Source organism: Streptomyces sp. NPDC099050 (genome assembly GCF_044759865.1).
Taxonomy (GTDB): Bacteria; Actinomycetota; Actinomycetes; order Streptomycetales; family Streptomycetaceae; genus Streptomyces.
Window position 1 is genome coordinate 257066 of record NZ_JBIWAE010000003.1, and the last position, 20449, is coordinate 277514.

The 20449-nt window shown below is 69.5% G+C and carries 10 protein-coding genes; 2 read left to right on the forward strand and 8 right to left on the reverse strand.

Annotated features, from left to right (window positions below; genetic code table 11):
* Window positions 1-30 precede the first annotated feature (30 nt).
* From ACIQV3_RS07000 to ACIQV3_RS07025, 6 genes are all read right to left on the reverse strand, one after another.
* Window positions 31-1818 carry an ABC transporter ATP-binding protein gene (locus ACIQV3_RS07000; RefSeq protein ID WP_403710508.1) on the reverse strand — a complete coding sequence of 596 codons (1788 nt, stop codon included), beginning with the start codon at window positions 1816-1818 and terminating at the stop codon, window positions 31-33.
* 2 nt (window positions 1819-1820) lie between these two features.
* Complete coding sequence (locus ACIQV3_RS07005; RefSeq protein ID WP_403710510.1) at window positions 1821-2888, reverse strand: iron-siderophore ABC transporter substrate-binding protein; 1068 nt, start codon at window positions 2886-2888, stop codon at window positions 1821-1823.
* Between the two features lie 106 nt (window positions 2889-2994).
* Window positions 2995-3855, reverse strand: coding sequence for an ABC transporter ATP-binding protein (locus tag ACIQV3_RS07010; RefSeq protein ID WP_403710512.1), 861 nt, complete (start codon window positions 3853-3855; stop codon window positions 2995-2997).
* 40 nt (window positions 3856-3895) lie between these two features.
* Window positions 3896-5017, reverse strand: a complete 1122-nt coding sequence (locus ACIQV3_RS07015) for a FecCD family ABC transporter permease (protein ID WP_403710514.1) — start codon at window positions 5015-5017, stop codon at window positions 3896-3898.
* Window positions 5014-6102, reverse strand: a complete 1089-nt coding sequence (locus ACIQV3_RS07020) for a FecCD family ABC transporter permease (RefSeq protein ID WP_403710516.1) — start codon at window positions 6100-6102, stop codon at window positions 5014-5016. The genes ACIQV3_RS07015 and ACIQV3_RS07020 overlap by 4 nt, the downstream gene beginning before the upstream one ends.
* 165 nt (window positions 6103-6267) lie before the next feature.
* Window positions 6268-7635: a lysine N(6)-hydroxylase/L-ornithine N(5)-oxygenase family protein gene (locus tag ACIQV3_RS07025; protein WP_403710518.1), complete on the reverse strand. Its 1368-nt coding sequence runs from the start codon at window positions 7633-7635 to the stop codon at window positions 6268-6270.
* 261 nt (window positions 7636-7896) lie between these two features.
* Here ACIQV3_RS07025 and ACIQV3_RS07030 point away from each other — a divergent pair, with 261 nt between their 5' ends.
* Complete coding sequence (locus ACIQV3_RS07030) at window positions 7897-8844, forward strand: methionyl-tRNA formyltransferase (protein ID WP_403710520.1); 948 nt, start codon at window positions 7897-7899, stop codon at window positions 8842-8844.
* A gap of 134 nt (window positions 8845-8978) precedes the next feature.
* Here the strand turns inward: ACIQV3_RS07030 and ACIQV3_RS07035 are convergent, their stop codons facing one another.
* Together ACIQV3_RS07035 and ACIQV3_RS07040 are read right to left on the reverse strand one after the other, a co-directional pair.
* Window positions 8979-10574: an NnrS multi-domain protein gene (locus ACIQV3_RS07035; RefSeq protein ID WP_403710522.1), complete on the reverse strand. Its 1596-nt coding sequence runs from the start codon at window positions 10572-10574 to the stop codon at window positions 8979-8981.
* 49 nt (window positions 10575-10623) lie between these two features.
* Window positions 10624-13680, reverse strand: coding sequence for an AAA domain-containing protein (locus ACIQV3_RS07040; RefSeq protein WP_403710524.1), 3057 nt, complete (start codon window positions 13678-13680; stop codon window positions 10624-10626).
* 458 nt (window positions 13681-14138) lie between these two features.
* On the opposite strand from ACIQV3_RS07040, the gene ACIQV3_RS07045 reads away from it, so the two are divergent.
* Window positions 14139-20423, forward strand: a complete 6285-nt coding sequence (locus ACIQV3_RS07045; protein ID WP_403710875.1) for a protein kinase — start codon at window positions 14139-14141, stop codon at window positions 20421-20423.
* Window positions 20424-20449: the final 26 nt, after the last annotated feature.

The window sequence follows — 20449 nt, forward strand, 5'->3', positions numbered from 1 at the left end:
CAAGGCCAGCCTAACCTAAATTAGGGTGCCCTAACTAGCGTCTCTCCAGGCCCGCCAGAGTCGCGCGTAGCGGCCTCCCAGGGCCACCAACTCCTCGTGCGTGCCCTGCTCCACGACGCGTCCCGCGTCCAGCACGGCGATCCGGTCGGCCGCCACCGCCTGGGTCAGCCGGTGGGCCACGAACAGCGTGGTCCGCCCGGCACAGGCGGCCAGTACGGCCCGTTCCAGCTCGGCGGCGCCCTCGCTGCCCGCCTCCGCGGTGGACTCGTCGAGCACCACCACGGGAGCCCGGCCCAACACCAGCCGGGCCAGCGCGACCTGGGCGACCTTGGTGCCGTCCAGCCGCGCACCGCCCTCGCCGACCGCCGTGTCCAGACCCTCGGGCAGCGCGTCGACCCACTCGGCCGCCCCTACGGTGCCCAGCGCGGCCAGCAGTTCGGCGTCGGTCGCCTCCGGCGCGGCCAGTCGCAGGTCGTCGGCGAGCGGCCCGGAGAACACGTGCGTCTCCTGGGTCAGGATGCTCACCAGCGCCCGCGCCGCGGCCTCGTCCAGATCGGCGAGGTCGGTCGACCCGATCCGCACCGATCCGGCCTCCGGGGTCCCGATGCCGGCGATGAGCGCGGCCAGGGTCGTCTTGCCGGCCCCCGTCGCGCCCACCAGGGCCAGCGAGCCGCCCGCCGGGATCGTCAGGCTGACGTCGCTCAGCACCGGCTCCTCGGCTCCGGGGTAACGGAACGTCAGCCCCTCCACCGTCACCGGGTACGCGTCCCGGTCCGCCTGCGCGGCGGTCGAATCCCCGACCAGCCGGTCCTGCGTGGACTCCGCCAGCACCCCGACGAGCCGGGTCAGGCTCGCGCCCGACTTCTGGGCCTCGTCGAAGGTGAACATGATGGCGCCCAGCGGGGTGAACAGGCGGTGGAACACCAGCGGCGCCGCCGCCACTTCACCGAGGGTCGCGGAGCCGGTCTCCAACAGGACGTAGCCCACCACGAGGATCAGGGTGAGGCCGATGAACTCCGCCCGGTTCTCCCGGCCGACGAACCGGCCGAAGAAGTGGAACACCTCGATGCCGAGGTCCCGCACCCGCCGCGAATCGGCGGAGACCTTCTCGCGGAAGGCCTCCTCCAGGCGGTGCGCCCGGACCGTCTCGATGCCGTTCAGACCGCTGATCAGGGCCTGAGCGCGCTCGGCCTGGGCCACCGCGCGCTTGCGGTAGAGCGGGGCCGAGCGGGGCAGGTACCAGCGCAGGGCCAGCGCGTAGGCCGGCAGGGCGCAGGCGCCGGCCAGGCCGAGCCGCCAGTCGAGGCCGAACATGCCGAGCGTGGCGATGGTCACCAGGACCCCCGCGGAGAACACCGTGGGGATGGCCGAGCGGATGCCCTTGGACAGGACGGCGACGTCGTCGCCGACCCGGGAGAGCACGTCCCCGCGGCCCACCTGCTCGACCCGGGCGCTGGGCATGCCCAGGACGGCCCGTACGGCGCCTTCGCGCAGGCCCGCGAGCAGGTCGGCGCCGAGCCGCCCGATCAGGTAGGCGGACAGGGCGGTGGCCGCCGCGCCGAAGAGCGCGGCGGCCACCATCCAGGCCCCGATCGTGAGCAGGATCGAACGCGGTTCGCCCCCGGTCACTCCGTCGACCACCCGGCCGAGCAGCAGGACGGGGAGCATCTGGAGAGCCGCCCCGGCGACCGTGCTGAGTACGGCTCCGGACGTCAGCCAGGGCATCGTGCGGCAGTTCGCCGCGACCCATCGGGCTGCTTCACGTCCGGTCGTCGTACGCAGGGTTGCCGGGGCGACCCGAGTCTCCGTGGTGCTCACACCTAGCCGACCGACTTGACGAGCTCGTCGATGGCGAAGGGCAGGGCGGGGAGGGTGGCCTGGGACACGGCCGCACCGACGGCCGGGCCCTCGCTGTCCAGCAGGTAGGACACCTTCTTGGCCTTGGTGACCTTCAGGTTGGCGAAGAGGTCGAACTTGTTCAGCGCGTCCGTGTCGGCCTTGTCGTTGATGACGAAGACGCGGTCGACGTCGATCAGGTCCATGCGCTCCGGGGAGAGCGCGAAGGAGAACTTGCCGCCCGAGATCTTGTCGAGCTCGGTCTGGCCCTTGAAGCCCATGCCGGTCAGCAGCTGGCCGCGCACGTCGGTGGTGGTGAAGGGGTTGACCGCGTCCTTGTACCAGGACACCGCGACGGCCGTCTGGGTGGCGAACTCGGGGTGCGCCTTCTTGACCGTGGCGAGCTTGTCCTGGATGCCCTGGATCATGGCCTTGCCCTCGGTCTCCTTGCCGACCGCCTTGGCGATCTGGAGGGCGTTGTCCTGCCACGGAGCGCTGAAGGGCTCCTTCTCGGCCTTGGTGCGGCCGACCGTCGGGGCGATCTTCGACAGCTTGTCGTACGCGGCCTGGTCGACCTCGGAGTAGACCGCGATGATCAGGTCGGGGCGCAGGGCCGCGATCTTCTCGAAGTTGGGGCCGGCGTCACCGTTGTTCATGATGACCTCGGGCTTGGTCTCGCCCCACTTGTCCTTCACCCAGGGCCACTGGGTGTTGATGTCGGGGCTCTGACCGGCCGGGTTCGGGTACTGGTCGACCATGCCGACCGGCTTGATGCCGAACGCGAGGACGTTCTGGTCGTCGGTGTAGCCGACGGTGACGACCCGCTGGGGGGCCTTCTTGACCTCGGTGGAGCCGAAGAAGTGCTCGACGGTGACGGGGAACGCACCGGTCGCGGCCGGGGCCTTGGCGGTGTCGTCCTTCTTGTCCTTGCCGGTGGTGGACGCAGAGTCGGAACCGCACCCAGCGAGGAGGCCTACACCGAGGGCCGCGGCGGACACGGTGGCCGCCAGCTGCCGCCAGGGCTTGTTGCGTGTCGTTCGGTCGAGGAGCATCCGGAATCCCTTGCTTTCATGCTGTCCACTACGGCCCCACTTAGGGCAGGCAAACCATACCCCGGGGAAGTGAGGTAAGCCTAGCCTAAGTTGTAACGCTCTGGTTTCAGCTGCCCGCGCTCCGACTTCCCACACTCTGGACGTGCCTCCGCCCGATCGGCACCACGAGCGGCCGGTCGCCCACCGGGTCGTCGATCACCATGGCACGCAGGCCGAATGCCTCCTGCAGCAGTTCGGCGCTCAGCACCTCGCGCGGATGCCCCTGCGCGAGGACCGAACCGGCCTTCATCACGATCAGGTTGTCGCTGTAGCGCGCGGCCAGGTTGAGGTCGTGCAGCACCATGACCACGGTGCATCCCGACTCGTGCAGGTCGTCGACCAGGTCGAGCACGTCGACGGCGTGCGCGAGGTCCAGATAGGTGGTGGGCTCGTCGAGCAGCAGCAGGTCGGTGCCCTGAGCGAGGGTCATGGATATCCAGACGCGTTGACGCTGACCTCCGGAGAGGGCGTCGACGGGCCGGTCGGCCAGGTCGGCCACCCCCGTCATGGCCAGCGCGCGCTCCACGACGGAGGCGTCGTCCGAGGACCACTGGCGCAGCCAGCTCTGGTGCGGGTGCCGGCCCCTGGCGACCAGGTCGGCCACGGTCAGGCCCTCCGGCGCGACCGGCGCCTGGGGCAGCAGGCCGAGCTTCTTCGCCACGTCCCTGGTCCGCAGCCGGGCGATGTCCTCGCCGTCCAGGACCACGGATCCGCTGGTCGGCTTGAGCAGCCGCGACAGGGTCCGCAACAGGGTGGACTTGCCGCATCCGTTGGGGCCGATGATGGTGGTCACCACGCCCTCGGGGATCGACACGTCGAGCGAGTCGATGACGGTCCGGTCGCCGTACCCGACCGTGACGCCCTTGGCCGCCAACCGCGGGACGCCCTCGGTCCCTGACTGGACCCCGGTGATGGACTGAGCGACCACGGCTCCCCCTCTATTTAGGCTTGCCTAACCTTTCTATCACCTAGCGGCGGTTCGCCCGCACCAGGAGGTAGATGAGGAAGGGCCCGCCGATCGCGGCCGTGACCACGCCGACCGGCAGGGTGATGGGCAGTGCCGTACGGGCGACCAGGTCGGAGCCGATCAGCAGCAGCGCGCCCACCACCGCGGAGGCCACCAACGGCGGCGTGGGCGACTTCGTCAGACGCAGCGCCACCTGCGGCGCCACCATCGCGACGAACGGGACCGGTCCCGCCGCGCTCACCGCGAAGCCGGCCAGGAGCACGGCGCACAGCAGCAGGACGGCCCGTACCAGCGTGAACCGGACGCCGAGACCGGCGGCCACGTCGTCGCCGAAGTGCAGCGGCTTGAACTGGAAGGCCACGCACGCCACGACCACCGCGAGGGCGAGCGTGCCCCAGAGGGCCACCGACACCTCGCCCCACGACCGGTTGTCCAGGGAGCCGACCAGCCAGGCCTGGGCCCGCGCCACGTCCCTGATGTCGGCGGTGACCAGCAGCCAGGTCGTGATGGCCTCCATCACGGCGCTCACCGAGAGGCCGATGAGGATGAGCCGGAAGCCGTCGACCCCGCGCCGCCACGCCATGAAGTACACCAGCAGCCCGGTGCCGAGACCTCCCGCGAGCGCCGCCCCGGACAGCCCCACGGAGCCGGCGACCGCCGCCGTGGCCCCGCCCGACACCGTCACCAGACACACCGCGACCGCGCTGGCGCCCCCGGTGATCCCCAGGATGTCCGGACTGGCCAGCGGATTGCGGGCGATGGACTGGGTGATCGCCCCGGACATCCCCAGCGCGACGCCGACGACGAGCCCGGCCAGGGCCCGCGGCATGCGCAGGTCCATGATCACGAACTGGTCGACCTGCTCGCCGCCGCCGAAGAGGGTGGCCACCACCTGCGACAGGCCGAGGGGGAAGTCCCCCACGGCGATGGACAGACAGAACGCCAGGAAGGCCGCCGCCGCCAGCAGCAGCGTGACCAGCACGATCCTGGGCCGCCAGACGAAGGACATGCCGCCGAGCCGCACACCCGGCGCGACCGAGGGCTTGCCGGAGAGATCCTTGGCCGGATCCTCGGCGGGCTCGTCGGCGGGCTCGTCGGCCGGCTTGACCACTGTCAGGTTCATGCGCTCTTGAACTTTCCCCGCCACACCAGGACCGCGAAGAAGGGAGCGCCGAGAAGAGCGACGAGGATGCCCGCCTCCAGCTCTCCCGGCCGCACCACTACGCGTCCCACGATGTCGCAGACCAGAAGGACGACCGCGCCGAGCAGACCCGCGTACGGCACCAGCCAGCGGTAATCGGGCCCGGCCAGGTAGCGGGCCACGTGCGCCACCATCAGCCCGAGGAAGGCGATGGGCCCGCACGCCGCCGTGGCCGCGCCCGCCAGCAGCGTGATGGCGACGATGCCGACGGTCCGGATCAGCGTGATGTTCACGCCCAGCCCCCGGGCCACGTCGTCGCCCAGGTTCAGCAGGTTGACGGACGGCAGGGTGGCCAGCGCCAGTACCAGCCCGACCACGATGAAGGCGGTCACCGGCCAGATCACGTCGAAGCCGACGCCGGCCACCGACCCCGCGTTCCAGAACCGCAGCGCGTTCAGCGCAGCCTTGTCCGACAGCGCGACCGCCGTCGTCATGGCCATCAGGAACACCGTGACGCCCTGCCCGGCCAGGGCGAGCGTCAGCGGATTGCCCGCGCCCCGGCCGATGCTGGAGAGCCCGAACACGACGACACCGGCGAGCGCGGCGCCCAGGAAGGCGAACCAGACGTACTGGAACGGGTCGGTGAACCCGAGCAGCGCGATCGCCGACACCACGGCGAACGAGGCTCCGGTGTTCACCCCGAGCAGGCCGGTGTCCGCGATGGGGTTGCGCGTGTACCCCTGGATCAGCGCCCCGCCGACGCCCAGGGCGATGCCCGCCACGATCGCGAGGACCGTACGGGGCACCCGTACCGTCCGCATGATGAGCCGGGCCTCCGAGAGCTTCTGGTCGGGGTCCGCATCCGCGAAGAGCCCGTGCCACGCCTCGGCGGGGCTGAGCGCCCGCGCGCCGACGGCCAGGGACACCAGGGCCGCGGCCACGAGGACCGCGAGGAGGGCGAGCAGACCCACGATCCGCCGCCGCCGGGCCTGCGCGACGACCCGGGAGGGCGCCGGACGCCCGACCGCGGGCGGGCCGCCGGCAGGGAGGCGAGTACCAGTGGGCACGGACGTTCCTTCGGTATGGGGCAACTGCGTCGTGGAGCAACTGGCCGCATGGGGCAACTGACTGCATGGGGCAACTGACCGCATGGGGCAACCGGCTGCACACTACTGCCGTGCCTCAGGCGCGAGAACGCCCGGGAGGCACGGCAGTGGATGGGTGGGGGCCGGTCAGACGGCCGGCTGGCGGGCTCCGCCGCCCGCTCCCCCGGCGACCGGACGGGCCTGCTCGGGCACGGTCTTGAGGTTCCGGTCGAGGATCGAGTCGAGTATCTCGCCGACCCTGACCGCGGTGTTGGACAGCAGGGAGGAGGTGATCCCGTGCGTGTGCTCGGTGCCGCCCTGGAGGTAGATGCCGCAGCTCAGCTCGAGGTCGGTCGCGACGCGATAGTCGCGCTCGACCCGGACCCGGCCCTGGTCGTCACGGTGGCAGCGGTCGGCGACCTCGCCGAGCAGACTCAGGCCGTCGGCCTGCTGGTACCCGGTGGCGCACACGACGACATCGGCGTCGAGCACGCTCTCCTCGCCGGTGACCAGGGACTTGATGGTGGCGCGGACCCCGTCGGCGGTCTCCTCCACGCCCGTCAGGCGCGAGACGTTCAGGAAGCGCAGCCGCTCGGTACCGAGCACCTTCTCCTGGTACGACTGCCGGTAGAGGTCGTCGATGAGGTCGATGTCCACCACGGAGTAGTTGGTGTTGCCGTGGTAGCCCATCAGCCGCTGCTTCACGTCCTCCGGGGCGGTGAAGTACTCGTCCACCGCCTGGGGGTCGAAGATGCGGTTGGCGAAGCTGCTGTCGTCCGCCGGGCTGTAGCCGTAGCGCGAGAAGACCGCGCAGACCTCGGCCCGCGGGAAACGGCGGTGCAGGTAGGCCACGTTCTCGGCGGCGCTCTGGCCGGCGCCGACCACGACGAACCGGGTCGGCTCGCCGCCCTCCAGAGCGTCGATCTTCTTCAGCAGGTCGGTGTTGTGCCAGACGTGGTCGGTCCGCTCGACGCCCTCCGGCATGACCGGGCGCAGACCGGTGGAGATGACGAGGTTGCGGGCCCGGTGGACGACGACCTCGTCGCCGGAGCGGGCCGTCACGTCGAGGTACTCCACGACGCCGTCCCGCACCACGGGCTCGACGGAGACGACTTGGTGCCCGTACGAGACCATGTCGTCGACCTTGGCGGCGGCCCACTCCAGGTAGTCGTGGAACTCGACCCGCAGCGGGAACAGGTTCTTGTGGTTGACGAAGTCGATCAGCCGGCCCTTCTCCTGCAGATAGCAGAGGAAGCTGTATTCGCTGGTCGGGTTCCGGAGCGTCACCAGGTCCTTCATGAAGGACACTTGCATCGTCGCGTCGTCGATGAGCATGCCGCGGTGCCATCCGAAGCGGGGCTGCTGCTCGAAGAAGTGAGCGGTGACCGCCTCTTGCCTTCCGACGCGCACGTTGTGCTCGCTGAGCGCGATCGCCATGGCGACGTTCGACGGCCCGAAGCCGATACCGATCAGGTCGTGGATCAGTGGTGCGTCGCCAGGAAGAGCCTGTGACATGTCACTCCCATTGGTGCGGGACAGCCGCCTGCCAGGCGTCGTGTCAGGGGTGGGGGAAAGGGGGCGTCCAGGCGCACCGGTGACCGGCAGCCGAGTGGAACTTAGGTAAAGCTAACCTGATCCAGAGACCCTGTCGACCAGACAAACCAGACAACGGACCCACAGCCGGGTCAATCAAGCCCAGAATCGGGGTTGTTGCGTCGTTAGGTAAGCCTTGCTTTACTTACCTCTGCTCATTCGCTCTTCCGAGGAGGAACCCCGATGCGGGTCGTCATGTTCGGCTATCAGACCTGGGGCCATCGCACCCTGAAGGCGCTCCTGGACTCCGAGCACGACGTCGTCATGGTCGTGACCCACCCCAAGAGCGAGCACGCCTACGAGAAGATCTGGAGCGACTCGGTCGCCGACCTCGCCGAGGAGCACGGCGTCCCGGTCGTCATCCGCAACCGCCCGGACGACGAGGAACTGTTCCAGCAGCTCAAGGAAGCCGACGCGGACATCCTCGTCGCGAACAACTGGCGCACCTGGATCCCGCCGCGCATCTACACGCTCCCCCGGCACGGCACGCTCAACATCCACGACTCCCTCCTCCCCAAGTACGCGGGCTTCTCCCCCCTCATCTGGGCCCTCATCAACGGCGAGCCCGAAGTCGGCGTCACGGCGCACATGATGGACGAAGTGCTCGACGCCGGCGACATCGTCATGCAGCGGTCGATCCCCGTCGGCCCGACGGACACGACCACGGACCTGTTCCACAAGACGGTCGACCTGATCGCCCCGGTGACGATCGCCGCCCTCGACCTCATCGCGTCCGGGCAGACCGAGTTCACGAAGCAGGACCGCACCCAGGCCACCTTCTTCCACAAGCGGGCCGAGGAGGACATCCGGATCGACTGGTCCTGGCCCGCCGAGGACCTGGAGCGCCTGATCCGCGCCCAGTCGGCCCCCTACCCCGCCGCCTTCACCTTCCACCGGGGCAAGCGCCTGGAGATCCTCACGTCCGTCGTCTCCGAGGGCCGCTACGGCGGCACCCCGGGCCGCATCTTCTACCGCGAGGGCGAAGGCGTGGCCATCGTCGCCGGCGCGGACGCCCGCACGGGCCGAAACCACGCCCTGTCCATCACGAGCGTCCGCACGGAGGACGGCAAGGAACTCCCGGCCTCGGAGTACTTCAAGTCCATGGGCGGCTACCTCACGTCCCGCCCGTAACCGGGGCCCCCAAAAACCCCGGCCCGCCCAGGACGGTCCCCGGGCGGGCCGGCCGTCGCCCCGGACCGCCACGAGGCCAGAAGAAACCCCGGTCTCGGTCCCGAGCCGATGTGGGCCTCTTGGGCCGATACGGGTCAGTCTCCCTTGGGCATGGTCGCGTAGGAGAACGTGCACGGAGCCTTGCCATCCTCCGCCGGGACGAGGCGTACCTGTTCAGCCGGCATCTGAAGCGCTTTGCCCGCCGACTCGTCCCACAGCGACACCGTTCCTCCGGCCTCCCCGAACGAGACGTACGCCCGCTCGGGACTGAGAGCGCCGCCCCGGCTGCTGAGTTTCGCCGCGGGGACGGTGGGCTCCACGCACGTCCACTCCGGCTCGACGCCGAAGTAGGAGGGCAGCCCCGCCTTGTGTACTGCGGCCGCATGCAGGTCCTTCACCGCGTTCCCTGCCGAGTCCAGGGCCCAGATCCCGCACACCGCCATCACAGCGGCCTGAGTGACCACGTACAAAGGGACGCCGAGTCGCTCGATGGGGCTGACGAACGGTGCGTGCACGTGCTTCGCGATCCCCCACACAGCCGGTACGCACAAGGTGAAGCTCAGCAGGCTCAGGAGCTTCACCGCCGAAGCGGCCTGCCAGATCGCCGGGACATCGAGGTCATCGGGTGCCAAGTCGAGACTGTCCGCATACAGCGCGTGCATCACGGACCCGGAGGCCACCACGCAGGACACGACGAGTGCGAATGCCAGCGGCGCCGCCCAGGCGAGCCATTCGCCCCACGTCCACTGGCGGACCAGCAAGCAGATCCCCCCGGCAGTCGCCGTGACGGAGAACACCGCGAGCATCTGCAGCGGGGTCCAACCCCTCCCGTCCCCCTTGTCGGCGCCCACGGCGAGGGCCAGGAGGAAGGTGCCCGTCACACCCCACATCAAGAGGCTCCCCACGCGGCCGCCGGCCGCGAACACGCTTTGCGCCAATCGAGCACCCCGAAGGAGGCACAACACCGCGGCACACGCCCACACCCACGTCCACACACCGCTCTGCTGCCGAGCGACCACCACGCAGAAGATCATGGCAAGCGTCCAAGCCGCGCTGCGATACACCCAGCGGTGATGGTCCTCCTCCCGACGCGCCACGATGTGCCTGTGCTCCCGGCTGTAGTGCGGCCTTACGTCGACAACAGCCGCGGGAGTGGAACCACCGGGCAGGTTCATGCGCGAGAGCCGGCGGGCTTCCGAAGCGGTTCCCGTCACCACTGTGCCGGTGTCGTACCGGCCGCGCTTCTCCATGAATCGGGCACGTGCCTCCGAGCCGGCACGGCGCAGTCGTCCGGTCAGTGTCAGCGGTCTCGGAGCAGCTGTCCGGCTCTGCCCGTGGTCCGTCGTGTGCGCCCGCCAACCGGTCAGCTGCTCCCGGTCCCGGTCCATCGGGTCAGCGCGTCTGGCGTACATTTCCAGCCTGACCGTTCGCGCCAGCCGCTGCACCTGCCAGGCGGCCGCCTGCTCGGTGCGCCGGTTACGAGCTCCGAAGAACCGCACCTCGACGGAGTACAGCCGTGCCGAGGCGTCCGCCCTCAGAACACCCTGCGAGGGACCCTCGCCCCGGGCGAAGGCAGTGACGACCGGCCAGCCCTGCTGCTCGAACGCCCGCTCCGCCTCGTCCCAGTCGCGTTGTGCACCCCGAACCTCCACCAGCACCAGTACACGCTGGTCATAACGCTTCCCTGCCATCAACTCTCCCTCCCAACTCCACCACAAGGTCCAGCAGGCTGCGCGGCGGCTACGGCAGCCAGCGCGCCGCCTGTTCCCGGGTGACCCGGGCCGCGTCGACCCACCAATGCCCGGCGGCCTTGTCCCACTGGGCCCTGAGCAGGCGCTTCGCATCGTCCTTCTGCTCGTACGGGACTTTGAGGTACAGGCGGCCGTCCCGGACCAAGCCCGGGTACACCTTGTCGGTCGGTTCGGTTCGCCGGGCCGGGACCTCGGGAGCCGGAGCGACCGGTTCGCTCGGCTCGGCCGGACGCCACGGGGCACGCGCCGGGCGTTCCATCCGGGTGTGCTCCATCAGCCGCCGCACTCGATCGCACGCGGCCGGGTCGGTGTAGCGCATCATCAGGTCCGTCGGCCCGATGTTCGCGAGCAGGTTCTTCGAACCGTGCCAAAGGACCGAACCGTCCAGGATGAGGACCTTCTCGTGCATGCGGTCGCGAAACTCGACCCGACAGCCGACGGCCTCCAACTGCTGCACGAACTCCGAGTGCCGCTCCACCCGTAAGGGGTCCTGCTGCTCCTCCGGCGGTCGGGTGAAGACCGTGACCTGAATCCCGGCAGCCGTCCGGAGGCCGAGCATTGTGGCCCACCGGCGAACCGGGGCCCGGTCCATGAACGCCGAGTACAGCTCGATGCTGCGCCCCGCCCGTTCCACGTCCCACTCGACCGCGGCCGCAACCTCGCTGTGCTCGAAGAAGGCGGGCCGGGCCAGCTCCTCCTTCGACAAATTGGCCAGCTGGCCGGCGTCGAGGATCGGGATCAGCTGGTCGGCGGAGATGGTCTGCGCGTGCGCCTCCAGATAATCGACCATCGACAGGGCCTCGCTGTGCGGGGCCAGGTGCTTGCGCAGGAAGCCGACGTCCGCCACCACGACCAAGTGGTCCTGGGCGCGACTCAGGGCGACGTTGAGGAGGCGGCAGGTCTGCGAGGACAGCCCTGTTCCGCTGTAGAAGAAGCCGGGGTCCTTGCCGGCGCCCGCCACCGTGTCGAGGAGCACAACGGGGCGCTGACTGCCCTGGAACCGGTGGACGGTGTCGACCAGGCCGTCGTAGTCCTCCCCGAACCGGTGGGCCAGGCTGCTCTTGAGCGCCTTGACCTGCTCCCGGTACGGGGAGATGACTGCGAGCCGGTCGGTTGCCCGTTCCCCTTCGGGGACCTCATCCCACTTACGGCCGGGGAGGACGCCCTCGTACTGGAGTCCCCGGACGAGCTCGTGGATGACGGCGGCATGGACGGCGTTCGCCATGTGAGGCTTGCGGCCTCCACCGGGAATCCGGCGGCCCGAGGTGTCGACCAGGATCACCGGGGAGTCGATGAGCGGGGCGAACGGCAGACGGCTGGTGTTGCCGCGCCCTGTCTTGAGCGGGGCGTCCGGATAAGCGACCTCGTTCACGACCGCACAGATCGGCTCCCGCATCCGGTACTGGGTGTCGAGCGCCACCAGGCGGGGGTCCTGGCGGACCCGCCCGGACGGGTCGACCAGACCGGCGGCGTGGAAGGCGTCCCGCGCCGTCCATTCCCGGGAATGCGCACGCTCCTCTTCGCTCGCCTCCCGGTCTCCGTCGCCCTTGGTCACAGCGGGCAACTGGCGGAAGTCCCCCGCGACGATCACCCGCTTACGGGCGAGGCCGGCTGCGAACCAGGCCGAAGGCAGGTTGACCATCCCGGCTTCGTCGATCACCACGACGTCGATCTCGTCGAGCAGATTCCTCGACTGGACGGCCTTGGCCACCGTCGCTCCGAGCACCCGGCAGCGGGACCGGACCTCGTCCTGGATGCGTTTGCGCTTCCGGCCGAGCTCGTCGAGTCGTTCCTGAAGCGCGGCGGCAGACTCGGTGACGGCCTGCCTGGGTGGAATCCCCATGACAGCGGCCCGGGCAGCCGGGAGGGCGTGTCGGGCTTCGGCCGCCTGCCGGCCTGCTGCCTCATGGCGACGGCCCGCGCTCACTACGGCATCCCTGGCCCGCCTCGCACGCATCTCCGCGTCCTGCAGAGCAGAGCGGAGGTCGCGCAGTTTCGCGGCTTTGCGGTCAGCGAAGAGTCCGGTCGGCAGCCCGGCTTCGCCAATCTCCAACCTCAACTGCGCGGCCGCGGCATCCGCGGCCAGCACCGTGCGGGATCCCTCGGCATGGTTTTCACCGGCCTCGGCCAGCTCTGTTGCGGCTGCGGTCAGGTCCGACTCCAGGTCCCGGACCCGGTCGTGCAGGGCCAGGGCCGCTCTGGCGCCCTTGAGCTGATCGGTTGCCGTGCTGATCTGCCGGTCGATGCTCTCCACGAGCAGGGCGGCGATCCTGCCGGGGTCGACCTGGTCTCCGTAACGACTGCGCAGTGACGGCAGGACAATGCTCCCGGCCCGCTGGACGATCCCCTCGGTGAAACCCGCCTCGTGCTCCAGCAGGGAGCACATCCGCTCCAGGGCCTGGTCGACCGCGATATTGGTCGGAGCCAGGAAGAGGACCCTGAGTCCCTGGCGGAAACTGCCTTCGACTATATGGCCGACGACATCGGTCTTGCCCGTGCCGGGCGGCCCCCACAGAAACAGCACCTCACTGGCAAGTGCCTGCGCGATGGCGTCACGCTGGCGCGGGTTGAGCTGGAGACCTGACCAGTTCGCCACCCATTGCCCCGGGTTCTCGACACGGCCGGTACGGGGGGTGCCCTGGCCGACGAGCCAGCCCGCGTGCTCGGTATCGATGGGACTGTCCTGGCCGCCGACAGCCTCCAGACGTTCAGCCAGGGCCGCCCAGCCGGCCGAGTCGTCCTTGCGGATCTGGATGTGGTCGGGCGCGGCCCCAAAATCGGCTTCCGTCACGAGCCGTACGGTCCCGTCCGGCGCACGAGAAGATGCTGCAGGGGCCCAGGCTTTCCTGGAACGTGACGGCCGGGCAAGCACGGGGACGCCGTCCAGGCCGTCATTCCCATTGCGGCAATCGAAGAGATACTCGCGGGCCCCGCCCTCATGCGAAAGAAGCCGCCCCTTGGAGAGGGAGACCTTTACAGCGCCTTCCGCGTCATTCCGCTGCTCCGCGAGGATCTCGGCACGCACCGCCGCCAGGAACTCCTCCACGGGATATGGACGCCCCGCACCGGTCATGTGCACCCCTCCCCCAAGATGTCCGCGAACCTGCCGAGCCAGACCCCGGCAGCCGGATCCGGCCAAACTCAGGTTCTGGTGCAACTTATTACGGAGGCCCGATGTCCCCTTGTGCATGTTTCGCAACCTGCCGCCGGACGGCCGACCCCCCTACCAGGCGGCCCGGTCCGCAAGTAGACCTGTTCTGCGTCGCACACTCGCATCAACGCCGACAGGGGCAAACCTAGAGCCAACCCGTTGACATTGTCAACAGACGCCTTCACAGGCCATTGACGAGTCGGCTGTGTACGATGACAACGCGGGCGGGTTGCAACGGCAGACGCCGCAGGAACGCTCTGTCACCATGTGATGGGCGAGATGAAGGAGCGGCAGTGGATGAACGGGTGATCGGGGGACGGTTCCGGCTGACCGGGGTCATCGGGGCGGGCAACATGGGGGAGGTCCACCGAGCCGAGGACACCCAGGCGCCTGAGGGCGGACCGGATCGCATCGTCGCCGTGAAGACCATTCTTCGCCGCCGATCCGGCACGCTGATCGACACTGGCGCGGACCGCAAGGCCGTTGACCGGTTCGCCCGCGAGGTACGCATCATGCGGCGCCTCGATCACGAGAACCTCACCCGGCTCATCGACGGCGGCATCGGTACGACCGACGTGAGCGCCGGACCCAACGGCTCCGTCACCGGGCAGCCCTTCCTCGCCATGGAGCTCCTGGACGGCGAGACGCTGCGCGATCTGATCGAAGAAGAGAACCAGCTCCCGCTGGATTGGGCGGTCGCCATCGCCGCACAGATCTCCGCGGGCCTGGCAACCGCGCATGCCGCCGGAATCGTCCACCGCGACCTCAAGCCGGCCAACATCATGCTCACCCGGGGCGGCACGGTGAAGGTCCTCGACTTCGGTATGGGCCGCATCGTCGACGACCCGGACGAGGCGAGCCTGACCAGCACCGGTGTCAGCGTCGGCACCGCCCGCTACATGGCTCCGGAGCAGTTCGAGGCGAAGCAGGTCTCCCAGGGTGCCGATCTGTACGCCCTTGGCTGCGTGCTCTACGAGATGCTGGCCGGAGTCCCGCCGTTCAGCAGCGGCTCCGCGTACGAGCTGGGACGCAAGCACGTCGAGGACACACCCAGCTCCGTCACGATCTCCAGGCCATCGGTCCCCGTCGGGCTCGCCCGCCTCGTGGAGCGACTGCTGGCCAAGGACCCCGCCGAACGCCCGGCCGACGCCGTCACGGTGCGCGAGACCTTGCTGCCCCTGATCAGTACCGACGCCACAAGTGCGCCTTCGGCGCTGCCCCACTGGAGTGCCCTCGACCCCGTCCGTGCCGTGCTGGCCTCGGCACCCTCCGCTGCCGTCCCACTCGCGCCGGTGGTATCCGCAGCCGCGGCGCCGGAGCGGACCGCGGCTGCCACACCCGGCACCAACGCCGGCATGAACGTCTTCGGGGTACACGAGAAGCTGATCAGCGAGTACCGCTCGTTCACCCAGGGCGGCACCATCATCCGTGACGACCTGATCGCCTCGTTCGTCGAGGATGACCTCGAAGCCAAGTCGCAGTGGCCGGACCCCTGGCTGTCCCTCAACCCGTTCTTCGCCAGCGGTGGCACCGTGCTCGAACTGGCGGGCCAGAAGGTGCTCGAGGAGGAGTGCGCGCGGATCTTCCAAGCCCGCAAGACCGAGGGCGGCACCGTTCCCGACGGACGCCCGCTCACCCTCCACCGGCATCAACGCGAAGCGATCGATGCCGCGAGCTCCGGTGCCTCGTACGTTCTGACCACCGGCACCGGCTCGGGCAAGTCGCTGTCCTACATCGTCCCGATCGTCAACCAGGTCCTGCAACAGCGGCAGACCGAAGGCCCTCAGGGCGCCAAGCGGGTCCGGGCGATCATCGTCTATCCCATGAACGCGCTCGCCAACAGCCAGCTCAAGGAACTGAAGAAATACCTTCAGGACGGCTACGGCGAAGGCCGGGAGCCGGTCACGTTCGCCCGCTACACCGGGCAGGAGGACGAACAGCGCCGCAAGGAGATCCGCGACAACCCGCCGGACATCCTGCTCACCAACTACGTGATGCTGGAGCTGATGCTGACGCGTCCGGCCGACCGTACCAGCCTCATCGCCATGGCCCGGGGCCTGGAGTTCCTGGTCTTCGACGAGCTGCACACGTACCGGGGCCGTCAGGGTGCGGACGTCGCCCTGCTGATTCGCCGGGTCCGCGAGGCCTGCCAGGCCGATCGGCTCCAGTGCGTCGGCACCTCGGCCACGATGTCGACCGAGGGCACCGTCGACGAGCAGCGCGAGGTGGTCGCGGACGTGGCGACGAGGCTCTTCGGTACCGACGTCAGCCCGGCGCATGTCATCGTCGAGACGCTGGTACGGGCAACCGACGAGGCCCCGGCCACCGTGTCGGCCGAGCGGCTCCGAGCTCCCGGCGCCCCCCGCGCGTACGCGGACCTCGTACACGACCCGCTCGCCCGCTGGATCGAGACCCGCTTCGGACTGGAGAAGGACGCCACCGGCCGGCTGGTGCGCAGCAAACCTGCGAAGATCGAGGAGGCCGCGGCGGAACTGTCCGAGGCCTCCGGCGTCCCCGTCGGAGACTGCACGGCAGCGATCCGCGCCACGCTGGAAGCGGGCTCGCAGGCTCTGCACCCGGTGACGGACCGCCCGCTGTTCGCGTTCCGGTTGCACCAGTTCCTTTCCAAGGGTGACACCGTCTACGTCACCCTTGAGGACAAGCTCTCCCGCTACATGACCCGCTCCTATCAGTTGGAGAAGCCTGACAAGAGCGGCAAAATCCTGATCCCCCTGGCCTTCTGCCGGGAGTGCGGCCAGGAGTATCTGACGGTCTGGCGCAACGAGAAGGACGGCGAGGTCCGCTACGAGGCGCGACGTGACACCTCGGCGACAGGCGGTCGACAGGGCGACGGGTACCTCTACATCGACCGTGACCGGCCGTGGCCGGCCGGCGTCCAGTACGCGGTGGACGACCGTAGGCTCCCCGAGTCGTGGCTCGAACTCGATTCGGGCGGCCAGGAGATCGTCAAGCCGTCGTACCGGGGCCGGGTCCCCCAGGCGGTCACCGTGGACCCGCTCGGGTACGAGGGACGCGGCGAGCTCCAGGCCGCCTTCATCCCCTCCCCCTTCCTGTTCTGCCCGCACTGCGGGGTCTCCTACGAACAGACGCGCGGCCGGGACTTCGCAAAACTCGCCACCCTCGACCAGGAGGGTCGCTCGTCGGCCACCTCGCTGATCTCGGCCTCGGTCGTGCGTTCCCTGAAGTCCGTTCCCGAGGAACACCTGGACAAAGAAGCGCGCAAGCTCCTCACGTTCGTCGACAACCGGCAGGACGCCTCTCTCCAGGCCGGTCACTTCAACGACTTCGTCCAGATCACCCAGTTGCGCGGAGCGCTGTACAGGGCGGCGCTCAACGCGGGCGAGGAAGGCCTCAACCACGAACGGCTGGCGTCGGCCGTCACCGCCGCGCTGGCCCTCGCGCCTTCCGACTACGCAGGCGGGAGCGAGCTCGCGCCCGCTCTGGCGCGCAACGCCGCCAAGACCCTGCGAGACGTGATCGCCTTCCGCCTCTACCTGGATCTGGAGCGGGGCTGGCGCATCACCATGCCCAATCTGGAACAGACCGGCCTGCTGGAGATCGACTACGAAGACCTGGCGTGGGTGTCGGGCCACGAGGACCGCTGGGGCCAGACCTTCCCGGCTCTACGAGATGCCGACCCCGCGTTGCGCTCCGAAATCATCCGGGCGCTGCTGAACGAGATGCGGCGGTCCCTGGCCATCGACGTCTCCTACTTCCGGGACGACTTCGACTCCCTCCAGCGCGCCAGCGAGGAACGGCTGGTCGACCCGTGGGTGCTGAGCAGCGGTGACAAGCCCAAGGTCGGTACCGCGTATCCGCATCCGTCCCGGCCGGGCATGGACCGCTCCAGCCTGTTCCTTTCGGCCCGCGGCAAGTTCGGCAAGTACCTGCGCCGAGCGGACCGGTCGTTCCGGGATCTCGACCCCGGTGACCTGCAGCTGGTCATCGAGCAGCTACTCCAGGTCCTCTCCCGGGCCGGCCTGGTCAAGGAGGTCGCCGAAGCCCCTCAGCGTTCGGGGCGGTTCCGCCGGCAGTCCACCCCGACTGCCATCGGCTACCGGGTGGCGGCGCAGTCACTGCTGTGGCGAGCCGGCAGGGGTGAAACCGGTACCCACGACCCGCTGACCCGCACGTACCAGAGCGGTGACGGCCCTCGTGTGAACACCTTCTTCCGCGATCTGTACAAGGACACGGCAGGGACCCTCGCCGGCATGTTCGCCCGCGAGCACACCGCGCAGGTCGCGCCCGCGGAGCGGGAGCAGCGCGAGGAGGCGTTCCGAAAGGCGGAGCTGAAGCTGCTGTACTGCTCGCCGACGATGGAGCTCGGCGTCGACATCTCCTCGCTCAACGCCGTGATGATGCGGAACGTGCCGCCGACGCCCGCGAACTACGCGCAGCGCTCGGGCCGCGCGGGCCGAAGCGGCCAGCCCGCCCTGGTCACCACGTACTGCGCCACCGGCAACAGCCACGACCAGTACTACTTCCGGCGTTCGGAGCGGATGGTGGCGGGCGCCGTGGCTCCGCCGCGCCTCGACCTCGCCAACGAGGACCTGGTCCTCTCCCATCTTCAGGGCATCTGGATCGCGGAGGCGGGGCTCCGGCTGGGCCGCGCCGTCCCCGAGGTCCTGGACGTGTCGTACCCCGACACCGGGGAGCGGCCCGCTCCCCTTCTCGCACTCCAGCCGGAGATCCTCGCCGCTTCCCTCGACGACGATGCCCGCAGGCGTACGGTCGATTCGGCACAGCGGATCTTCGGCCCGCTGTTGCCCGACTTCTCCGAGACCACCTGGTGGTACGACGAGTGGATCGCGGACCGCGTGCGGACGGTGGCGGAGCGCTTCGACGGGGCCTTCGACCGCTGGCGGGACCTCTTCCGAGCGGCCCTCGACGACCAGTTCATCCAGAACCAGCGGCGCCTGAACTTCGGCCTGACCGAGGGCGATCGCAGGCGTGCGAGCTACCGTCGTCTCGAAGCCGAGACGCAGCTGCACCTGCTGATGAACGAGAGCGTGGACAGCAAGTCCGTGCTCTCCGACTTCAACCCCTACCGCTACCTCGCCTCCGAGGGCTTCCTCCCCGGCTACAGCTTCCCGCGGCTGCCGCTGGCCGCGTACATCCCCAAGGTCGGCCCGCGCCGCAACGAGGGCGACTACCTGCAGCGCCCCCGCTTCCTCGCCATCCGCGAGTTCGGCCCCGGAGCCCTCATCTACCACGAGGGCTCCCGCTACCAGGTGACCCGCATCCAACTGCCGCCGGACACCTCGGGTGACGTGTCGACATCGGCCGCCCGCCGGTGCGCCCACTGCGGCTACCACCACGATCCCGAACTGCGTGCCGACGTCTGCGACATGTGCCGCGAGCCCCTGGGGTCGGCGACGTACGGCCTGCTCCAGCTGCACACCGTGTACACGACCCGCCGTGAGCGGATCTCCTCCGACGAGGAGGAGCGTCGCCGCGCGGGCTTCAAGCTGGAGACCTCGTACCGCTTCCACGACCACGGCGCCCGCGAGGGGCGTCTGAACGCGGCGGTCACCGACCGCTCCGACGTGCCGCTGGCCACCGTGGCCTACGGCGACTCGGCGACCGTGAGGATCACCAACACCGGCCGGGTCCGCTCCCGTACCGATGAGCCGGACGGCTACTGGCTGGACCTCGCCGACGGCCGCTGGATGAACGACCGGGACGCCTCGGCGGCCTCCGGGGACTCTAGCGAGCTGCCGGTGATCGACGCCGACGGCAACGAGCAGCGGCGCAAGAAGCGGGTCATCCCCTATGTCGAGGACCGCCGCAACATCCTGGTCGTCACTCTCGATGAGGCGCTGCCCGAACCGGTTGCCCTGTCGCTGATGTACGCGCTGGAGCGCGGCATCGAGGCGGCGTTCGAGCTGGAGGACTCGGAGCTCTCCAGCGAGCTGCTGCCTCCCGCCGACGGCCCCAGGCGCCGCATCTTGTTCACCGAGGCGGCCGAAGGCGGTGCCGGAGTACTGCGCCGGCTTCAGGCCGAACCGGACGCACTGGCCAAGGCGGCGCGCCAGGCGCTGGCCATCTGCCACTTCGACACGGACGGGAAAGACCTGGGCGGCCCGCACCTTAGCCGGCCGTGCGCGCTCGGCTGCTACGAGTGCCTGCTCACCTACGGCAACCAGCTGAACCACACCCTGATCAACCGGCACGCTGCACGTGATCTGCTCGTGCGCTTCGCATCGTCAACGGCACATCGGGAGGGACGCGGCGAGTCCCGGTCGGAGCAGTTCCGGCGACTGCTCGACCAGAGCTCCGTGGAACCCACCCGGCTGGAGACCGAGGTCGCTGAGACCATCGCCCAGGACGATCTGCTCAGCTGGCTGAAGGGCAAGGGGCTGCGCCTCCCGGACGACGGCGAAACGCTGATCACCGAGGCCAATGTCCTGGCCGATTTCGTCTACCGCCTGCCCGGCGTCAACCTCGCCGTGTTCGTCGACCTGCCCGACACCGAAGCGACGACACTGCGCGACGAGGATGCCGAGGAACGCCTCCTCGACGCCCGTTGGGATTTCGTCCGCTTCCCGCACGACGCCACATGGGACGAGGTCGTCGCACCGCATGCCCGGTACTTCGGCACCCCTTCCACCCACTGACCACCCACTGAGCCCGCGACCGAGGA

Coding starts and splice junctions, on each gene's coding strand:
- ACIQV3_RS07005 (WP_403710510.1), bottom strand. CDS start 2,888: ATGCTCCTCGACCGAACGACACGCAACAAGCCCTGGCGGCAGCTGGCG.
- ACIQV3_RS07015 (WP_403710514.1), bottom strand. CDS start 5,017: ATGAACCTGACAGTGGTCAAGCCGGCCGACGAGCCCGCCGACGAGCCC.
- ACIQV3_RS07025 (WP_403710518.1), bottom strand. CDS start 7,635: ATGTCACAGGCTCTTCCTGGCGACGCACCACTGATCCACGACCTGATC.
- ACIQV3_RS07030 (WP_403710520.1), top strand. CDS start 7,897: ATGCGGGTCGTCATGTTCGGCTATCAGACCTGGGGCCATCGCACCCTG.
- ACIQV3_RS07035 (WP_403710522.1), bottom strand. CDS start 10,574: ATGGCAGGGAAGCGTTATGACCAGCGTGTACTGGTGCTGGTGGAGGTT.
- ACIQV3_RS07045 (WP_403710875.1), top strand. CDS start 14,139: ATGGGGGAGGTCCACCGAGCCGAGGACACCCAGGCGCCTGAGGGCGGA.